We start from the raw sequence: 16,245 nt of genomic DNA on the forward strand, positions 1-16,245 counted from the left end.
TCGACAAATTTATAAAATGAATAAATAATTACAATTAATTAAGCGTGTATTTACCTTAAATTTTCATTGGTTAACAAAAAATCCAAATGGGAATGCATTTGGATTTTTATAAGAATATATTTTTTAAACGGCTACATTGTATTCTCTCAAAGCATCATTTAAAGAGGTCTTTAAGTCGGTCGAAGGTTTTCTTTGTCCGATGATTAATGCACAAGGAACTTGATAGTCACCAGCAGCAAATTTTTTAGTATAGCTTCCTGGAATAACTACAGAACGAGCTGGAACAACTCCTTTAAATTCTTTGGGTTCTGAACCGGTTACATCTATAATTTTTGTGGAAGCCGTTAAAACAACATTAGCTCCTAAAACCGCTTCTTGTTCTACGCGAACTCCTTCCACTACGATACATCGAGATCCAATAAAAGCTCCGTCTTCAATAATTACAGGTGCAGCTTGTAAAGGTTCTAATACACCACCAATACCCACGCCACCTGATAAATGTACATTTTTACCAATTTGAGCACAACTTCCAACTGTAGCCCAAGTGTCTACCATAGTACCTTCATCTACATAAGCGCCTATATTAACATAACTTGGCATTAAAATGACTCCTTTTGAAATGTAGGCACCATGACGCGCAACAGCATTTGGTACCACACGAATTCCTTTTTCAGCATATCCTTTTTTTAAAGGCATTTTATCATGATATTCAAAAATTCCAGCTTCAAGAGTTTCCATTTTTTGAATAGGAAAATATAAAACTACTGCTTTTTTTACCCATTCATTTACTTGCCAGCCGTTTTCAATAGGTTGTGCTACACGTAGCACACCAGAATCAATCAATTCAATAACTTCTCTAATGGCTTTTTGTGTACTTTCTTCTTGTAATAATGCACGGTTGTCCCACGCATTTTCTATAGTAGTTTGTAATTGTATCATGGTATAAATCTATTTTTGGCAAAGATAATTTGTTTTTTTATAAATCATAATTTGTTTCCGTTACATATTTGTTATTTCTCAATCGATATGTGAGTTTTACTTCTTTCTTTTAAAAATTATTAAAAAAAGATTCTATACACTTATTTAAAATGTAAGAACTGATTTTTATCAGTTTTTTAAAGTTCAAGTTTATCTAGTTTTGCCAACAAATAAATAGTATAACAATAAATAGAAAAACCATCAAATATGAATTTTCAAAATCAAATTGCAAACAAACCTGTACTAGTTGACAAAGAAGTTACTTGGGATAAAACCAAAGTAATTATGAGTAAGACAGATGCTTTTGGAACCATTGAATATGCCAATGAAGTTTTTGTAGATGTCTGTGGATATGAAGATTATGAATTAATGGGACAACCGCATAGTATTATTAGGCATCCCGATATGCCAAAGGTTATTTTTAAAGTACTTTGGGAAAAATTGAAAAATGGTGAAAACTTTCATGCCATCGTTAAAAATTTAGCTAAATCAGGAAGATACTATTGGGTAATTACTGATTTTGAAATTTCAAAAAACGAAGCAGGTGAAATAGTAAATTACTTTGCTAGAAGAAGGGCGGTGCCACAAGAAGTGATTACCAATCATATAGAACCTTTATATAAAAAATTATGGCAAATAGAGGCAGCTAGTGGTATTGAATACAGTGAAAAATATTTAAACGGTTTTTTAGAGGAAAAGAATAAAACCTATGTACAATACATACTAGAATTGATATATAACCAAGAAAAAATAGAGAACCATTCTAATCACAAAACAGAAGAAGAAAAAAGTTTTTTTAGTAGGTTTTTTTCAAGGTAAAAAATTAAGTATTTCTTAAGAATAGGGCGGTATTTTTGCATTATAATTAACTCTTCATTTTTATACTTTACTTATCTTTGTATAGCTTTTTAGGTAAGAATAAGTTTATAAAGAAGAAAATTAAATGGAAAATCCAGATGTAGTCTTAATAGGTGCTGGAATTATGAGCGCAACGCTTGGGATTTTGTTAAAAGAATTAGATCCTAATTGTAAAATTGAAATTTACGAACGTTTGTCAGAAGCTGCTTCTGAAAGTAGTGATGCTTGGAATAATGCAGGAACAGGGCATGCTGCTTTTTGTGAATTGAATTATACTCCTGAAAAGGAAGATGGAAGTATTGATATTTCTAAAGCTTTAAAAATATCGGAAGCCTACGAGGTTTCGAGACAATTTTGGAGTTATTTAGTTCAAAAAGGAGTGCTTAAGAATCCAGAAGATTTTATTCATTCAATACCGCACATTAGTTTTGTTTGGGGAAAAGAAAATGTAGCTTTCTTAAAAAAAAGGCATGAAGCTTTAGTTCAAAAAAGTCTTTTTAAAAGAATGTTATTCAGTAGCGATGAAACGGTTTTAGAAGAATGGATGCCCTTAGTAATGCACGACAGACCCAAAGATGAAGTTCATGCCGCTACTTATATGCCAATAGGAACAGATGTTAACTTTGGTTCTTTGACTCGATTATTATTTGAATATTTAAAAAATCAGGATGGAATTGAGTTGTATTTTGATACGGAAGTTGAAAAATTAAAAAAACAAGACGATGGCAGTTGGAGAATAAAGGTTAGAAATTTAGAAACAAGAAAATCAAGAAAGATAAAAACCCCTTTTGTTTTCATTGGTGCTGGAGGTGGTTCTTTACCCTTATTAGAAAAAGCAAATATTGAAGAAGGTGACGGCTATGGTGGTTTTCCGATTAGCGGACAATGGTTACGTTGTATGAACCCTGAAATCATCAAACAACATAAAGCCAAAGTATATGGTAAAGCTTCTGTGGGTTCGCCACCAATGTCGGTACCTCATATTGATACCAGAATAATTGATGGCAAACAAGAGTTGCTTTTTGGTCCTTATGCTGGTTTTACGACTAAATTTTTAAAGAATGGTTCGTATCTCGATTTAATCAAGTCCATTCAAACCGATAATATTGTTCCCATGCTTTCCGCAGGAATTCACAACATACCATTGACTAAATATTTGATTGAACAAGTTATGCAGTCTCAAGAAGATCGAATGGAAGCTTTAAAAAACTATTTTCCAAATGCAAAGAGTGAAGATTGGGTTTTGGAAACAGCTGGAAAAAGGGTACAAGTGATTAAGAAAGATAAAAACGGTAAAGGCGTTCTAGAATTTGGTACCGAAGTAGTAAATGATGATGATGGTTCTTTAGCGGTTTTATTAGGAGCTTCTCCTGGTGCTTCAACTTCAGTTTCTATTATGATTGAAGTTATCAGTAAATGTTTTGCTAAAAAATACCAATCAGCGGAATGGCAAAATAAATTCAAAGAAATGATTCCTGCTTTTGGAGAATCGTTAAATGACAATGACGAGTTGTGCACTCAAATTAGAGCCATGACGAGTACAACATTGAAGTTGGTAAACTAATATAAAAAGAAAAGGCTTATTAGTAATTTACTTCTTTTAGTGAAGTTTTTTGCTTGTAAGCCCTTTTTTTGTTGCTTTTTTTAAAGGTAAATCAATGCTTCTTTGCGTATCTTTGTATATTAAAACTAAATAATGGCCAGAATACTTGCTATAGATTACGGATTAAAACGAACAGGAATTGCCATTACGGATGAAATGCAATTGATCGCTTCTGGATTAACAACCATTCCTTCAGAAACTGTACTGGCATTTTTAAAAGATTATTTTTCTAAAGAAAAAGTTGAAAAAGTAATTATTGGGGAACCCAAACAAATGGATGGAACGCCTTCTGAAAGTGCTATAATTATTGATAAGTTTATTCTTCTATTTCAAAAAGAATTTCCACAAATGCTTTTGGATAGAGTTGACGAACGATTTACTTCAAAAATGGCTTTTCAAACGATGTTAGATAGTGGTTTAAAGAAAAACCAACGCAAAAATAAAGCTTTAATCGATGAAATTGCAGCTACGATTATGCTACAAGATTATTTGCAATATAAAAGATAATTGAAAATGAGAGACCAATTAGATGCTAAAGACCAATTAATATTAGAAATTTTACAAAATGATTCTACCATTTCGGTAAAAGATATTGGAGAAAAAATCGGGCTTTCGTTTACACCTACTTACGAACGTATTAAGAATTTGGAACGCAATGGCGTGATCAAGAAATATGTGGCTTTGTTGGATCGTTTTAAAATAGGGGTGGAGATTGTAGTGTATTGCAACGTTACCTTAAAAGAACAATCAAAGGAAGCTCTTGATGAATTTGAAAAAATTATTACACCTATACCTCAAGTTTTAGACGTTATTAGTTTGTCTGGAAATTATGATTATATGCTGAAAATTGTTGCCAATGATATTCGTAGCTATAATGATTTTGTTGTGAATGTTATTTCAAATATACCTAATATTGGTCAATACCATAGCAGCATTGTAATGAACGAATGTAAAAAAGAAACAGCTTATCCTTTTGGAATTAAAGAATAAAAAAGACTTTTCATTTTTAAAAATGAAAAGTCTTTTTTATTTAAACTTGTTTATGACTTCCTTAAAATTTTCCACAATTAAATCATTTCTAAGATTGCCAATACTGCCTTCATGCGAATGTTTTACATTATAATTGGGTTCAAATGTATTATTTTCAATAGCTAAACCAATGTTTTTATAAGCATCTCTAAACGCAATACCTTCTAACACTTGTTGGTTCACATTCTCTACACTAAACATATACTGGTATTTTTCATCTGTTACAATGTTGGGTTTTATTTGAATATGTGCCAACATAAAGTCTAGCATTTCCAAACATTCTTTCAAGGATGAGATTGCTGGAAATAAAATTTCTTTAGTTACCTGAACATCTCTATGGTAACCAGATGGTAAATTATTGGTAACTAAAATTAATTCGTTGGGTACCGCTTGAATGCGATTGCATTTGGCTCTCATAATTTCAAAAACATCCGGATTTTTTTTATGAGGCATAATACTACTTCCTGTGGTTAAGGAATCTGGAAAAGAAATAAAATTAAAATTCTGATTCAAATACAAACAGGTATCATAAGCAAATTTACTGATAGTAGCTGCCATTCCAGCTAAAGCCATTGCAAAAACCTTCTCCGATTTTCCTCTAGTCATTTGCGCATATACAGCATTAACATTTAGGGTTTTAAAGCCTAATAGTTGTGTTGTTAAGGTTCTGTTTAATGGAAAGGAAGTACCATATCCAGCTCCAGAGCCTAATGGGTTTTTATTGACGATGTTATGGGCGGCTAAAAACAATTCTAAATCGTCAACTAAACTTTCTGCATAAGCACCAAACCAAAGTCCGAAAGAAGAAGGCATTGCAATTTGTAAGTGCGTATATCCTGGTAATAAGATATTTTTATGTTGATTACTCAATTCAATTAAAGTATTGAAAAGTATTTCGGTTAGTTGAATAATTTCTTGTATTTCGGCTTTATAATATAGTTTTAAATCGGTTAAAACCTGATCGTTTCTGGAACGACCGCTATGGATTTTTTTACCGATATCTCCAATGCGTTGAATTAAAAGATGTTCCACTTGAGAATGCACATCTTCAATTCCAGTTTCAATTTCGAAATTTTCGTTTTCAATTTCAATGGCAATATTTTTTAATTCTTTTTGGATAACCGACCATTCTTCATTGGTTAACAAACCTATTGAATTTAACATTTCACAATGAGCTAAAGACCCTTGAACATCATATTTTGCCAATAAATAATCAAAAACCACGTCATTACCTACGGTGAATTTTTCAACTATTGTTGCATGTTGTTCATTAGATGTTTCTTTTTTCTGCCAAATTTTAGTAGCCATTTTATAGTATTTGGGTTAAAATTGAAATATGAATTTGAATAGCATCTTTTATTTCATCCAAATAAATGAATTCGTCACTACTGTGAGAACGTGTCGATAAACCTGGACCTATTTTTAAAGACGGACAAGGAATAACGGCTTGATCAGAAGATGTTGGCGAACCATAATAGGTTCTTCCTAAAGCTAACCCTGCTTTAACATAAGGATGTTCCAATGGAATAGAAGAGGAGTTCAATCGTAAAGAGCGAGCTGTAACTTTAGACTTTACTTTTTCCTGTATTAATTGATATACTTCTTCATTAGAATAGCATTCGTTCGTTCTTACATCCACAGTGAAATGACAGGAATTAGGAACCACATTATGTTGGGAACCACTATTAATAATTGTAGGTGTCATTTTAACTTCACCTAGAATAGGTGAGATTTTATCAAATTTATATTGGGTAAACCAATGAATATCTTGAATAGCATTTAAAATAGCATTGTCTGTATTTGGATGAGCTGCATGAGAAGAGGTTCCAGAAGCTTCACAATCTAAAACTAACAATCCTTTTTCAGCTATAGCCAAATTCATTTCTGTAGGTTCGCCCACAATGGCAAAATCAATTGGTCCTAATTTCTTATAAATAGACTCCACACCATTTACACCTGAAATTTCCTCTTCCGCTGTAGCAGTAATAATTAAATTATAATTTAAATTTTCTTTTTCATAGAAATACAAAAAGGCACAAATTAAACTTACCAATGGTCCACCAGCATCATTACTACCTAGTCCAAAAAGTTTCCCATCCTTTTCAATAGGTTCAAAAGGATTTAAGGTATAACCCGAATTAGGTTTTACTGTATCATGATGAGAATTTAATAAAATAGTAGGTTTTGTAACATCATAAAGTTTGTTAAAGGCCCAAACATTATTCATACTTCTTTGTGTTGGTATTCCATTTAGTTTAAAGAAATCTTCAAGTATAGAAGCTGTTTTATCTTCGCTTTTGCTAAAAGAAGGTGTGATTATTAATTTTTTCAGTAGTGAAAGTGCTGTTTCGTATAATTCTGTAACGGTATTATTTGATAATTCTTGTGTATTCATGATTGGTGTGGTTTAAAAAGCCTAAAATAAGAGTTGCTTTTAAGATGGCTATCGTTTGTACTCCATTTTGTAACGCATGGAAGCAATTGTCTAATTTGGGTAGCATCCCTTTAGAAATAATTCCTTGCTGTTTTAATTCTTCAAATTGTTGATGATTCAATTCATGGATAACGGAATCATCATTACTGGGGTCGTATAAAACCCCGTTTTTTTCAAAACAATACAATAATGAAACCTCATATTTGCTAGCTAAACTTACAGCTAAAGCATTGGCTATAGAATCGGCATTGGTATTTAATAATTCACCTTTTCCATCATGTGTAATGGCATTTACTACAGGTGTTAAGTCAAAATTCAATAGATTCTCTATAAATTCGGTATTGATACTAGTTGTGTGTAAATCACCAACAAAACCATAATCGATGGTTGGATGGACTCTTTTTGTGGTTTGAATAAGATTAGCATCTGCACCCGATAATCCAATACTATTTTTATTGTTTTTTTGGAGTAATGCTACAATGTTTTTATTTATATAACCCGCATACACCATAGTTGCAATTTTAATGGTTTCTGCATTTGTGATTCTTCTTCCATCAATTAATTGTTGAGGAATATTAAGTTTTTCAGCTAAATCTGTTGCTAGTTTTCCACCACCATGAACGAGTATAAAAGGTGTTTTAATAGTAGCAATAGTTTCCAAAAAAGCAACTAACTCTTTTGGGTTATCGATACTATTACCACCAATTTTTATTACTAAAACTTTTTCTTTATTCATGATTTTCTAATATTTTCTGCAAGACAATTTGAGCAGCATAGGTTCTGTTATTGGCTTGTTGGTATACCAATGCATTTTCGCTATCCAATACCTCATCACTAATCTCCACATTTCTTCTTACTGGTAAGCAATGCATTATTTTAGCATTGTTGCTTCCTTTCAATTTTTCATTGGTCAATAACCAATCTTCCTCAACAGGAATTAGCTTGCCATAGTTTTTAAAAGAGGACCAATTCTTTACATATACAAAATCGGCATTTTCAAGCGCTTTTTCCTGATTGTATTCAATGGTTACTCCACCCGTAAATTGAGGATCTAATTCATAACCTTCGGGATGTGTAATTACAAAATCATAATCTGCTTTTTGCATCCATTGTGCAAAAGAATTACCTACAGCATGAGGGATAGGTTTTATATGAGGTGCCCAACTTAACACTACTTTTGGTTTTTTATTTATAGGTAAATGTTCCGCAATGGTAATGCAATCCGCTAAACTTTGAAAAGGATGTAAAGTAGCAGATTCTAAAGAAACTAGTGGAACTTTAGCATATTTTTCGAAAAGGGAATACACTTTTTCTGATACATCTTCTTCTTTATTGGTCAAACCAGCAAAACAACGAATACCAATAATATCGCAATACTGACTTAAAACATTGGCTGCATCTTTAACATGTTCTATTGTATTTCCATTCATGATAGCACCATCTTCAAATTCCCAAGTCCATGCTTCTTGATTTGCGTTTAATATAATGGTGTGTAACCCTAAATTTTGAGCCGCTTTTTGAGTACTTAATCTCGTACGCAAACTAGAATTTAAAAAAACCAGGCCAATGGTTTTTCCTTTTCCTAAATGTTGGTTTTGTAAAGGCGCTTTTTTTAATGCAATAGCTTCTTTTACTAATGTATTTAAATCTGTTATGTCTTTAACAGAAAAGAATTTGTTCATTTTTTTTAATGTTTAATTTAGAAACGGTTTTAAAAGCACTGATGAAAACATCCAATTCCTTTTTGGAAATGTTCAAAGCTGGTAAAATCCGAAGTGTGTTAGGACAAGAGGCATTTCCAGTTAAAATTCTAAAATCTTGTAACAATTGATTTCTGAAAGGCGCACAAGGCATTTTTAATTCAATACCAAACATGAGTCCTTGATAACGGATTTCTTTGATAATTTCATCCTCTTTTAATTGTTGGTACAAATAATCTCCCATTTCCTTAGCATTTACCATTAATTTTTCAGATTCCATCACTTCTAAAACGGCTTTTGATGCGGCACAGGCTAAATAATTGCCTCCGAAAGTAGTTCCTAATAAACCATGTTTGGCTTCTATTTCAGGAGAAATGATTACACCACCAACAGGGAAACCATTTCCCATACCTTTTGCAACTGTAACGATGTCGGCTTTAATATTAGCATGTTGATGTGCAAAGAATTTACCCGTTCTTCCGTAACCCGATTGAATTTCGTCCAAAATAAGTAACGCTTGATAACGATCGCATAGAGTTCGTATCTTTTGTAAAAATGGAGTAGTAGGTATTTGAACACCGCCCACACCTTGAATTCCTTCAATAATTACAGCAGCAATCTCATTATTTTTAAAAGCATCTTCTAATACTTCAATTTCATTAAAAGGTAAAAAGATAAAATTATCCGTTTCATTTATAGGAGCTATAATTTTTTTATTATCGGTTGCGGCAACAGCTGCTGCAGTTCTTCCGTGAAACGCTTTTGTAAAGCAAATTACTTTTTTCTTATTGGTATGGAAAGAAGCTAATTTTAAAGCATTTTCATTGGCTTCAGCTCCTGAATTGCACATAAAGAATTCGTAATCCTCATAGCCACTTAATTTCCCTAATTGTTTGGCTACTTCTTCTTGTATAGGTATACGTACAGAATTAGAATAAAAGCCGATATTATGCAATTGTCGGGTTAACATTTTTACATAGGTTGGATGACTATGACCAATAGATATTACTGCATGACCTCCATATAGGTCCAAATATTTTTCATTTCTATCATTCCATAAAAAACTGCCTTCAGCTTCAATGAAATTTAAATCAAATAACGGATATACATCAAATAGTTTCATAATGGGAATATTTTTAAAATGCGGATGCTTTTAGTTTCAAGCCTAAGGTTGGTTCCCAACCCATCATAATGTTCATGTTTTGAATAGCTTGACCTGAAGCTCCTTTAATTAAATTGTCTATAATAGAGTGGATAACCACTTGTTCTCCTTGTTTTTCAATATGAATCAAACATTTATTGGTATTGACTACTTGTTTTAAATCTATAGTATTATGAGAAACAAATACAAACGGATTGTTTTTATAATAGGTTTCATAAATCGCATAAACCGATTCTAAAGACAAATACGTTTCTACTGTAGAACTGGTGAAAATACCTCTCGTAAAATCGCCTCTCCAAGGTATAAATTCTAAATGCACTTTCTGTTTGTTAAAATGTTCTAATGTTTGACAAATTTCAGGTACATGTTGGTGCGATAATGTTTTATAAGCTGAAATATTATTGGTTCTCCAACTAAAATGTGAGGTAGGTTGCAATTGTTGACCAGCACCGGTTGCACCCGTTATACCCGTTGTGTACACTTTATTCAATAATTTTTCTTGAGCCAATGGTAATAATGCTAATTGTATGGCAGTTGCAAAACAGCCAGGATTAGCTACATAGTTTGTTTTTTTTATGCTTTCCCAATTGATTTCTGATAAACCGTAGATAAATTCACCTTTTGAGAAATTACCATCTAATCTAAAATCATTTCCTAAATCAATAATTTTAGTGGTATCAGAAACGGTATGTTCTTCTAACCAAGTTTTACTTTCTTTGTGTGGTAAGCACAAAAATAAAACGTCTGAGTTAACATATTCATTCGTAAACTGCAATTCAGTTTCCCCAAATAAATCTGTATGTACAGCATAAACCGGTTTACCAGTATTACTTCTACTGATAGCAGCGTTAATTTGTACATTTGGATGATGGAGTAATAATCGAATGAGTTCGCCACCGGTATAACCGGCAGCACCTATAATTCCTACTTTTATTTTAGTTTGCATTGACTTCTTTTTGAGCGGCATTCACTTTATGATAAATAGAAAGTGAATTGCTAATAATTTTTGAATACCCTTTTACATCTTCTCCAGACCATCCTAAATTCATTTCACCATAACTACCGAATTTAGCATTCATTAAATCATTTTCTGATTCAATTCCTTTTAGAATATAACGATAAGGTAAAAGCGTAATAAATACTTTTCCAGTTACTTTATCCTGAGTACTTTCAAAGAAGGCTTCGATATCTCTCATAGCTGGATCTAAAAATAAACCTTCATGTAGCCAACTTCCATACCAGTCTGCTAATTGCGATTTCAGATTCAATTGAAATTTGGATAAGGTGTGTTTTTCTAAGAGATGATGTCCTTTTAAAATTAAAATGGCAGCAGCAGCTTCAAAACCAACTCTTCCTTTTATACCTACAATGGTGTCACCAACATGCATATCTCTTCCAATTGCATAAGGAGCTGCAATGTTTTCAAGATGTTGAATGGCTTGTACAGGATTGGAAAATGCTTTGTTATTAATACCTACTATTTCTCCCTTTTCAAAATGAAGTGTTACATCTGTAGAAGGAGCTACTGCCGTATTTAATTGAGACGGGAAAGCTTGTTCGGGTAAATAGCCATGAGAAGTAAGCGTTTCTTTTCCACCAACTGAAGTTCCCCATAAGCCTTTATTAATAGAATAGAGCGCTTTTTCAAAATTAATTTCAAAACCATTTTCTTGTAAAAAATGAATTTCTGCTTCTCTAGAAAGTTGTAAATCACGAATTGGGGTTATGATAGTAGTATTAGGACAAAGAATATTAAAAATAACATCAAATCGAACTTGATCATTACCAGCACCAGTACTGCCATGCGCTACCGCTTCTGCTTGAATTTGAAGAGCATAATCGGCAATGGTTTTTGCTTGTATGGTTCTTTCTGCACTAACCGATAAAGGGTACGTATTGTTTTTTAGTACATTTCCAAAAATTAAATATTTTACACAAGTTGTATAGTAATCTTCCATTGCATCTACACAAGTGTAGGAATGTACTCCTAGTTCATAAGCACGTTTCTCAATAGCATCGATTTCTTCTTGTGAAAAACCACCCGTATTTACAGTTACCGCATGCACCTCATAATTTAATTTTTTCGAGAGATAAACGGCACAAAAAGATGTGTCTAAACCACCACTGTATGCTAAAACTATTTTCTTTTTCATTGTTATAATGCGATTTTAAATAAGGTTTAAAAAAGTTTTACCTTTTTTTTTAAATTTCATTGATATTATTTTCAATAAAGAATGTTTTTTCTTCATTCTACTCAATCGCTCTTTTGCGATAACTTTTTGTTCTATTTTTAACTTTTTGTCTTTTTCTTTTTCTACAGGATCCCAAATCATAGCAGTACACATACAGTTTTTCCGATCTTTACTTACTAAAATTTCGTAATTAATACACGAAGTACAACCTTTCCAAAAATCTTCATCTTGAGTCAGTTCAGAATACGTTACCGGTTCATAGCCTAAATCACTATTAATTTTCATAACGGCTAAACCTGTGGTTAGTCCAAAAATTTTAGAAGTAGGGTATTTACTTCTAGATAATTTAAAAATAGCTTGCTTTATTCTCTTGGCTAAGCCAAATTCCCGAAACTCGGGTGACACAATTAAACCAGAATTAGCAACAAATTTTTCGTGACTCCACACTTCGATATAACAAAACCCGGCCCAGTTGCCTGTTTCTGTTATCGCAATAATTGCATTGCCTTGCATCATTTTTTTTTGAAGATACTCAGGGGAACGCTTAGCAATACCAGTGCCTCTAACTTTGGCAGAAGCTTCCATTTCATTGCAAATCGCTTCAGCATAATGTAAATGCTTTTCTGAAGCCTGTTCAATTGTAAATTGCATAATTAAAATTAATAATAAGCGGCAAATATAGATTTATTATTTGTAAATTTAGTTAAAAAAAGATAAATAATATTATTAAAAAATATATTTAGATATTTTATCTTTTAAATAAATTTTTTTAAATAAATTATCTTTTTTAATAGTGAAAAATCTAGTAAAACATATAATTTAATTGTTTAATTTTGCACTTTATTAAAATGTACTAAAGAATGATTTTATCAATATACGGATACGGCGAACCCGTGTTAAGAAAAGTAGGTGAGGCAATTACACCTGAATATCCTAATTTAAAAGAAACCATAGCTAATATGTATGAAACGATGTATCATGCATCAGGAGTTGGATTAGCGGCACCACAAGTAGGTTTGCCTATAAGAATTTTTATTGTTGATACGGCTCCTTTTTCAGATAGTGATGAGGTTTCTAAAGAAGAAGCAGCTGAATTAAAAGCTTTTAAGAAAACTTTTATTAATGCTAAAATTATTAAGGAAGAAGGAGATATTTGGGGGTTTAATGAAGGTTGTTTAAGTATTCCAGATGTAAGAGAAGATGTTTTTAGACATGAAACAATTACAATTGAATATTTTGATGAAGATTTTAATAAAAAAACAGAGGTGTATTCTGGATTAATTGCGCGCGTTATTCAACATGAATATGATCATATTGAAGGAATTTTATTCACAGATCATTTATCTGCTTTAAAAAAGAAATTGATTGGTAAAAAATTGAATAACATTTTAGAAGGAAAAGCAAGACCCGATTATAAAATGAAATTTGCGAAAGTAAAAGGAAGATAGGAAGAAAAAGAAGTATTAATTATACTTTGAACTTTCGACTTTTAAACTTTTAAACTTTAAACTAAAATTATATATTTGCCATCTTTAAAATTTAAAACAACATGAGTATTCAAAAAATATTAGCTATTTCTGGTAAACCAGGTTTATACGAATTAAAAATACAAACAAGAACTGGATTTGTTGCAGAATCTTTATTAGACGGAAAACGAATTACTGTAGGAATGAGAAGTAATGTAAGTTTGTTATCTGAAATAGCAGTGTATACCTATACAGAAGAAGTTCGTCTATCAGAAGTTTTTAAGGCAATTGCTACAAAAGAAAATGATGGAGAGACTATTTCTCATAAAGAAGATGATGCTACTTTAAAAGCATATTTCCGTGAAGTGTTACCAGAATTTGATGAAGAGAGAGTGTATACTTCAGATATTAAAAAGATTTTAAATTGGTACAACATATTACAACCAAAAGGATTTGTATCAGTTGAAGCTTTAACAGAAGAAGCTAAAGAAGAAAAAGCAGAATAATTTTAAATTATCGTATACTAAAAAGTCCTCATTTGAGGACTTTTTTATGTATTAAAATTTCCAAAATGCCATAATATTCCTGAAGGATCATGAACAAAACATTCTCTTCCCCAAGGAAGTTCTCTTATGGGAACAATTTTTACCCCTTCATATTTTTCAGGTAATTGAAGTTCTTGTAATTCATTCCAAAAAGTATAAACATCTTCTACTTCCATAAAAACCATAGTATTGTCTATCCAATCTTTTGCATAGTAATTTTGAAGATAAAAACCAAAATCACCAGAATAGAAATAACTCATATTTGGTTCTATACTACTTTCTTTAAAACCCAAATCTAGGTAAAATTGTCTTGAAATCTCGTAATTTTTAGAACCAATAAAAGGGCGTATGGATTTAGCTTGATGATTCATATGTATGTTTTAAAAGAATTATAAAGATACTTTAAAATGAAATATTAATCAATATATTCTAAAATATCACCAGGTTGACATTCTAATGCTTTACAAATTGCTTCTAAAGTACTAAATCGTATGGCCTTTGCTTTACCCGTTTTCAAAATAGAAAGGTTGGAGAGTGTTAATTCCACTTTCTCTGAGAGTTCGTTCAATGACATTTTTCTTTTTGCCATCATTACATCTAGATTCACAACTATTGGCATACTTATATAGTTAATTCATTTTCATTCTGTAGATCAATTCCTTTTGCAAAAATAACAGCAATTATATAGATAATTCCTGCCATGAGAATAAACGCTTGACTATCGGGTAAAAAGGGATTTGTAAGAGTGGTATCGAACCCTTTATGCATTAAATTTTTATTAAATTGTTGTCCAATATAACTCAAAATACCTATAGAAAAAGTATAATAACTAATGCGAGAAATTTGTTTTAAAACAAATGTGCTAAATGGTTTTTCTAAATTGATTTTATAAGTCAATTTAATAATCATATAAAAAAGTACAGCTTTTAGAATCGCAATACACAAGATAAAACTATAGATACCAAAAAATAAGAATTTGCTTTGGTTGTATAGTTCAGTTAAATCTAATTTTTGATATAAATTTTGTATCCATTTTGGTTTGAATATACTGATAAAAAAATTAACCAATAAACCTCCAGCTTCAATACACAAGCCCACAAAAATAATCCAAGAAAAAATACTTAAAACTTTAAAAACGAAGTTGTTTTGTTTTGACATATTGTATTTGATTAGTAATTAATATTTGTCAAAAATAAATAAATATTTATTGAAAAACAATAAATACGAATAAATATTTATTTTGATGAATTTACAAAAGTAGAAATATGATAATAAGAGATTGAATAGTAGCATTTCATAAAATAATACCTAATTTTACAGTATTCATTTTGGAATTTTAAATAAAAAACAATGAACAATAGAGAAAGTCAATTGCAAGCCTTTAATAGATTATTAGATATCATGGATGATTTAAGAGAAAAATGTCCATGGGATAAAAAACAAACATTGGAAAGTTTACGTCATTTAACTATAGAAGAGACATATGAATTAGGTGATGCCATTTTAAATAATGACTTACAGGAAATAAAAAAGGAATTAGGAGATTTATTGTTGCATATTGTTTTCTATGCTAAGATAGGAAGTGAAACCAATGCTTTTGATATTGCAGATGTAGCGAATTCTATTTGTGATAAATTGATTGATCGTCATCCGCATATTTATGGGGATGTTGTTGTAGCTGATGAAGAAGAAGTGAAGCGCAATTGGGAAAAATTGAAATTAAAAGAAGGAAAAAAATCCGTTTTAGAAGGTGTACCCAAGAGTTTACCTGCATTAGTTAAAGCGAGTCGCATACAAGACAAAGTGAAAGGAGTAGGTTTTGACTGGGAAGAGTCTCATCAAGTTTGGGACAAAGTACAAGAAGAATTACAAGAGTTACAAGATGAAATTCAACTGGGAAATCAAGATACAATTGAAGCAGAATTTGGTGATGTTTTATTTTCGATGATTAATTATGCTCGTTTTTTAAAAGTAAATCCGGAAGACGCATTGGAGCGAACCAATAAAAAATTTATAAAGCGATTTCAATATTTAGAAAATAAAGCTGGTGAATTAGGAAAATCATTAGCAGATATGACTTTAGCTGAAATGGATGTATTTTGGGAAGAAGCGAAGCGTTTGCCAAAATAAAGAATTAGAAAATCTATGATTTTCAAATAGTTCTACCATTTTGGGAGGAAGCGAAGCGTTTACCAAAATAAGGAAATGGAAATCTATGATTTTCAAATAGTTCTACAATTTTGGGAGGAAGCGAAGCGTTTACCAAAATAAGGAAATG

The 16,245-nt window shown here is 31.3% G+C and carries 19 protein-coding genes; 7 read left to right on the forward strand and 12 right to left on the reverse strand.

Annotation, left to right across the window (positions count from 1 at the left end; all coding sequences use genetic code 11):
- Positions 1–123: 123 nt before the first annotated feature.
- Positions 124–939 carry a 2,3,4,5-tetrahydropyridine-2,6-dicarboxylate N-succinyltransferase gene (locus tag FHG05_RS17425; RefSeq protein WP_140999391.1) on the reverse strand — a complete coding sequence of 272 codons (816 nt, stop codon included), beginning with the start codon at positions 937–939 and terminating at the stop codon, positions 124–126.
- A 246-nt stretch (positions 940–1,185) separates the two neighbouring features.
- Here FHG05_RS17425 and FHG05_RS17430 point away from each other — a divergent pair, with 246 nt between their 5' ends.
- From FHG05_RS17430 to FHG05_RS17445, 4 genes are all read left to right on the forward strand, one after another.
- Positions 1,186–1,797, forward strand: a complete 612-nt coding sequence (locus FHG05_RS17430) for a PAS domain-containing protein (protein WP_140999392.1) — start codon at positions 1,186–1,188, stop codon at positions 1,795–1,797.
- Positions 1,798–1,921: 124 nt separating this feature from the next.
- On the forward strand, positions 1,922–3,400 hold the full coding sequence (locus FHG05_RS17435; RefSeq protein WP_140999393.1) for a malate:quinone oxidoreductase: 1,479 nt from the start codon (positions 1,922–1,924) through the stop codon (positions 3,398–3,400).
- 132 nt (positions 3,401–3,532) lie between these two features.
- Positions 3,533–3,946: a Holliday junction resolvase RuvX gene (ruvX, locus tag FHG05_RS17440; protein WP_140999394.1), complete on the forward strand. Its 414-nt coding sequence runs from the start codon at positions 3,533–3,535 to the stop codon at positions 3,944–3,946.
- A gap of 6 nt (positions 3,947–3,952) precedes the next feature.
- A complete protein-coding gene (locus FHG05_RS17445; protein WP_140999395.1) occupies positions 3,953–4,429 on the forward strand; it encodes an Lrp/AsnC family transcriptional regulator in 477 nt (158 codons plus the stop codon).
- Positions 4,430–4,465: 36 nt separating this feature from the next.
- Here the strand turns inward: FHG05_RS17445 and argH are convergent, their stop codons facing one another.
- The 8 genes from argH to FHG05_RS17485 are packed head-to-tail and all read right to left on the reverse strand — an operon-like array spanning position 4,466 to position 12,607.
- A complete protein-coding gene (gene argH / locus FHG05_RS17450; protein WP_140999396.1) occupies positions 4,466–5,776 on the reverse strand; it encodes an argininosuccinate lyase in 1,311 nt (436 codons plus the stop codon).
- 1 nt (position 5,777) lies between these two features.
- Complete coding sequence (locus tag FHG05_RS17455) at positions 5,778–6,863, reverse strand: M20 family metallo-hydrolase (protein ID WP_140999397.1); 1,086 nt, start codon at positions 6,861–6,863, stop codon at positions 5,778–5,780.
- Positions 6,838–7,638, reverse strand: a complete 801-nt coding sequence (gene argB, locus FHG05_RS17460) for an acetylglutamate kinase (RefSeq protein ID WP_140999398.1) — start codon at positions 7,636–7,638, stop codon at positions 6,838–6,840. The genes FHG05_RS17455 and argB overlap by 26 nt, the downstream gene beginning before the upstream one ends.
- Positions 7,631–8,584 (reverse strand): Rossmann-fold NAD(P)-binding domain-containing protein, encoded by a 954-nt coding sequence (locus tag FHG05_RS17465; RefSeq protein ID WP_140999399.1) that lies wholly within the window; start codon positions 8,582–8,584, stop codon positions 7,631–7,633. Before FHG05_RS17465 ends, argB begins: the two co-directional genes overlap by 8 nt.
- On the reverse strand, positions 8,562–9,725 hold the full coding sequence (locus FHG05_RS17470; protein WP_140999400.1) for an aspartate aminotransferase family protein: 1,164 nt from the start codon (positions 9,723–9,725) through the stop codon (positions 8,562–8,564). Before FHG05_RS17470 ends, FHG05_RS17465 begins: the two co-directional genes overlap by 23 nt.
- Before the next feature lie 13 nt (positions 9,726–9,738).
- Complete coding sequence (gene argC, locus FHG05_RS17475) at positions 9,739–10,710, reverse strand: N-acetyl-gamma-glutamyl-phosphate reductase (RefSeq protein WP_140999401.1); 972 nt, start codon at positions 10,708–10,710, stop codon at positions 9,739–9,741.
- Positions 10,700–11,917 (reverse strand): argininosuccinate synthase, encoded by a 1,218-nt coding sequence (locus FHG05_RS17480; protein ID WP_140999402.1) that lies wholly within the window; start codon positions 11,915–11,917, stop codon positions 10,700–10,702. The genes argC and FHG05_RS17480 overlap by 11 nt, the downstream gene beginning before the upstream one ends.
- Positions 11,918–11,932: 15 nt before the next feature.
- The gene (locus FHG05_RS17485; RefSeq protein ID WP_140999403.1) at positions 11,933–12,607 is read right to left on the reverse strand and encodes a GNAT family N-acetyltransferase; all 675 of its coding nucleotides are present in this window, start codon (positions 12,605–12,607) and stop codon (positions 11,933–11,935) included.
- Positions 12,608–12,816: 209 nt separating this feature from the next.
- On the opposite strand from FHG05_RS17485, the gene def reads away from it, so the two are divergent.
- On the forward strand, positions 12,817–13,404 hold the full coding sequence (gene def, locus FHG05_RS17490) for a peptide deformylase (RefSeq protein ID WP_140999404.1): 588 nt from the start codon (positions 12,817–12,819) through the stop codon (positions 13,402–13,404).
- Positions 13,405–13,505: 101 nt separating this feature from the next.
- Positions 13,506–13,928 carry a DUF5606 family protein gene (locus tag FHG05_RS17495; protein WP_140999405.1) on the forward strand — a complete coding sequence of 141 codons (423 nt, stop codon included), beginning with the start codon at positions 13,506–13,508 and terminating at the stop codon, positions 13,926–13,928.
- 44 nt (positions 13,929–13,972) lie between these two features.
- Here the strand turns inward: FHG05_RS17495 and FHG05_RS17500 are convergent, their stop codons facing one another.
- The 3 genes from FHG05_RS17500 to FHG05_RS17510 are packed head-to-tail and all read right to left on the reverse strand — an operon-like array spanning position 13,973 to position 15,125.
- The gene (locus tag FHG05_RS17500) at positions 13,973–14,338 is read right to left on the reverse strand and encodes a VOC family protein (protein WP_140999406.1); all 366 of its coding nucleotides are present in this window, start codon (positions 14,336–14,338) and stop codon (positions 13,973–13,975) included.
- 44 nt (positions 14,339–14,382) lie between these two features.
- A complete protein-coding gene (locus FHG05_RS17505) occupies positions 14,383–14,586 on the reverse strand; it encodes a helix-turn-helix domain-containing protein (RefSeq protein WP_130736122.1) in 204 nt (67 codons plus the stop codon).
- Between the two features lie 2 nt (positions 14,587–14,588).
- Positions 14,589–15,125, reverse strand: coding sequence for a DUF2975 domain-containing protein (locus FHG05_RS17510; protein WP_140999407.1), 537 nt, complete (start codon positions 15,123–15,125; stop codon positions 14,589–14,591).
- A gap of 192 nt (positions 15,126–15,317) precedes the next feature.
- Here FHG05_RS17510 and mazG point away from each other — a divergent pair, with 192 nt between their 5' ends.
- Complete coding sequence (gene mazG, locus FHG05_RS17515; RefSeq protein WP_140999408.1) at positions 15,318–16,097, forward strand: nucleoside triphosphate pyrophosphohydrolase; 780 nt, start codon at positions 15,318–15,320, stop codon at positions 16,095–16,097.
- The last annotated feature ends 148 nt before the right edge of the window (positions 16,098–16,245 follow it).

Source organism: Flavobacterium profundi, assembly GCF_006491645.1.
GTDB lineage: Bacteria > Bacteroidota > Bacteroidia > Flavobacteriales > Flavobacteriaceae > Flavobacterium > Flavobacterium profundi.

Excerpts from the sequence above, each read along its gene's own strand:
- FHG05_RS17500 (WP_140999406.1), bottom strand. The coding sequence starts at position 14,338 with ATGAATCATCAAGCTAAATCCATACGCCCTTTTATTGGTTCTAAAAAT.
- FHG05_RS17430 (WP_140999392.1), top strand. The coding sequence starts at position 1,186 with ATGAATTTTCAAAATCAAATTGCAAACAAACCTGTACTAGTTGACAAA.
- FHG05_RS17445 (WP_140999395.1), top strand. The coding sequence starts at position 3,953 with ATGAGAGACCAATTAGATGCTAAAGACCAATTAATATTAGAAATTTTA.
- FHG05_RS17510 (WP_140999407.1), bottom strand. The coding sequence starts at position 15,125 with ATGTCAAAACAAAACAACTTCGTTTTTAAAGTTTTAAGTATTTTTTCT.
- FHG05_RS17425 (WP_140999391.1), bottom strand. The coding sequence starts at position 939 with ATGATACAATTACAAACTACTATAGAAAATGCGTGGGACAACCGTGCA.
- FHG05_RS17465 (WP_140999399.1), bottom strand. The coding sequence starts at position 8,584 with ATGAACAAATTCTTTTCTGTTAAAGACATAACAGATTTAAATACATTA.
- FHG05_RS17505 (WP_130736122.1), bottom strand. The coding sequence starts at position 14,586 with ATGCCAATAGTTGTGAATCTAGATGTAATGATGGCAAAAAGAAAAATG.
- FHG05_RS17455 (WP_140999397.1), bottom strand. The coding sequence starts at position 6,863 with ATGAATACACAAGAATTATCAAATAATACCGTTACAGAATTATACGAA.
- FHG05_RS17435 (WP_140999393.1), top strand. The coding sequence starts at position 1,922 with ATGGAAAATCCAGATGTAGTCTTAATAGGTGCTGGAATTATGAGCGCA.
- FHG05_RS17485 (WP_140999403.1), bottom strand. The coding sequence starts at position 12,607 with ATGCAATTTACAATTGAACAGGCTTCAGAAAAGCATTTACATTATGCT.
- FHG05_RS17495 (WP_140999405.1), top strand. The coding sequence starts at position 13,506 with ATGAGTATTCAAAAAATATTAGCTATTTCTGGTAAACCAGGTTTATAC.
- ruvX (WP_140999394.1), top strand. The coding sequence starts at position 3,533 with ATGGCCAGAATACTTGCTATAGATTACGGATTAAAACGAACAGGAATT.
- argB (WP_140999398.1), bottom strand. The coding sequence starts at position 7,638 with ATGAATAAAGAAAAAGTTTTAGTAATAAAAATTGGTGGTAATAGTATC.
- argC (WP_140999401.1), bottom strand. The coding sequence starts at position 10,710 with ATGCAAACTAAAATAAAAGTAGGAATTATAGGTGCTGCCGGTTATACC.
- FHG05_RS17480 (WP_140999402.1), bottom strand. The coding sequence starts at position 11,917 with ATGAAAAAGAAAATAGTTTTAGCATACAGTGGTGGTTTAGACACATCT.
- argH (WP_140999396.1), bottom strand. The coding sequence starts at position 5,776 with ATGGCTACTAAAATTTGGCAGAAAAAAGAAACATCTAATGAACAACAT.
- mazG (WP_140999408.1), top strand. The coding sequence starts at position 15,318 with ATGAACAATAGAGAAAGTCAATTGCAAGCCTTTAATAGATTATTAGAT.
- def (WP_140999404.1), top strand. The coding sequence starts at position 12,817 with ATGATTTTATCAATATACGGATACGGCGAACCCGTGTTAAGAAAAGTA.
- FHG05_RS17470 (WP_140999400.1), bottom strand. The coding sequence starts at position 9,725 with ATGAAACTATTTGATGTATATCCGTTATTTGATTTAAATTTCATTGAA.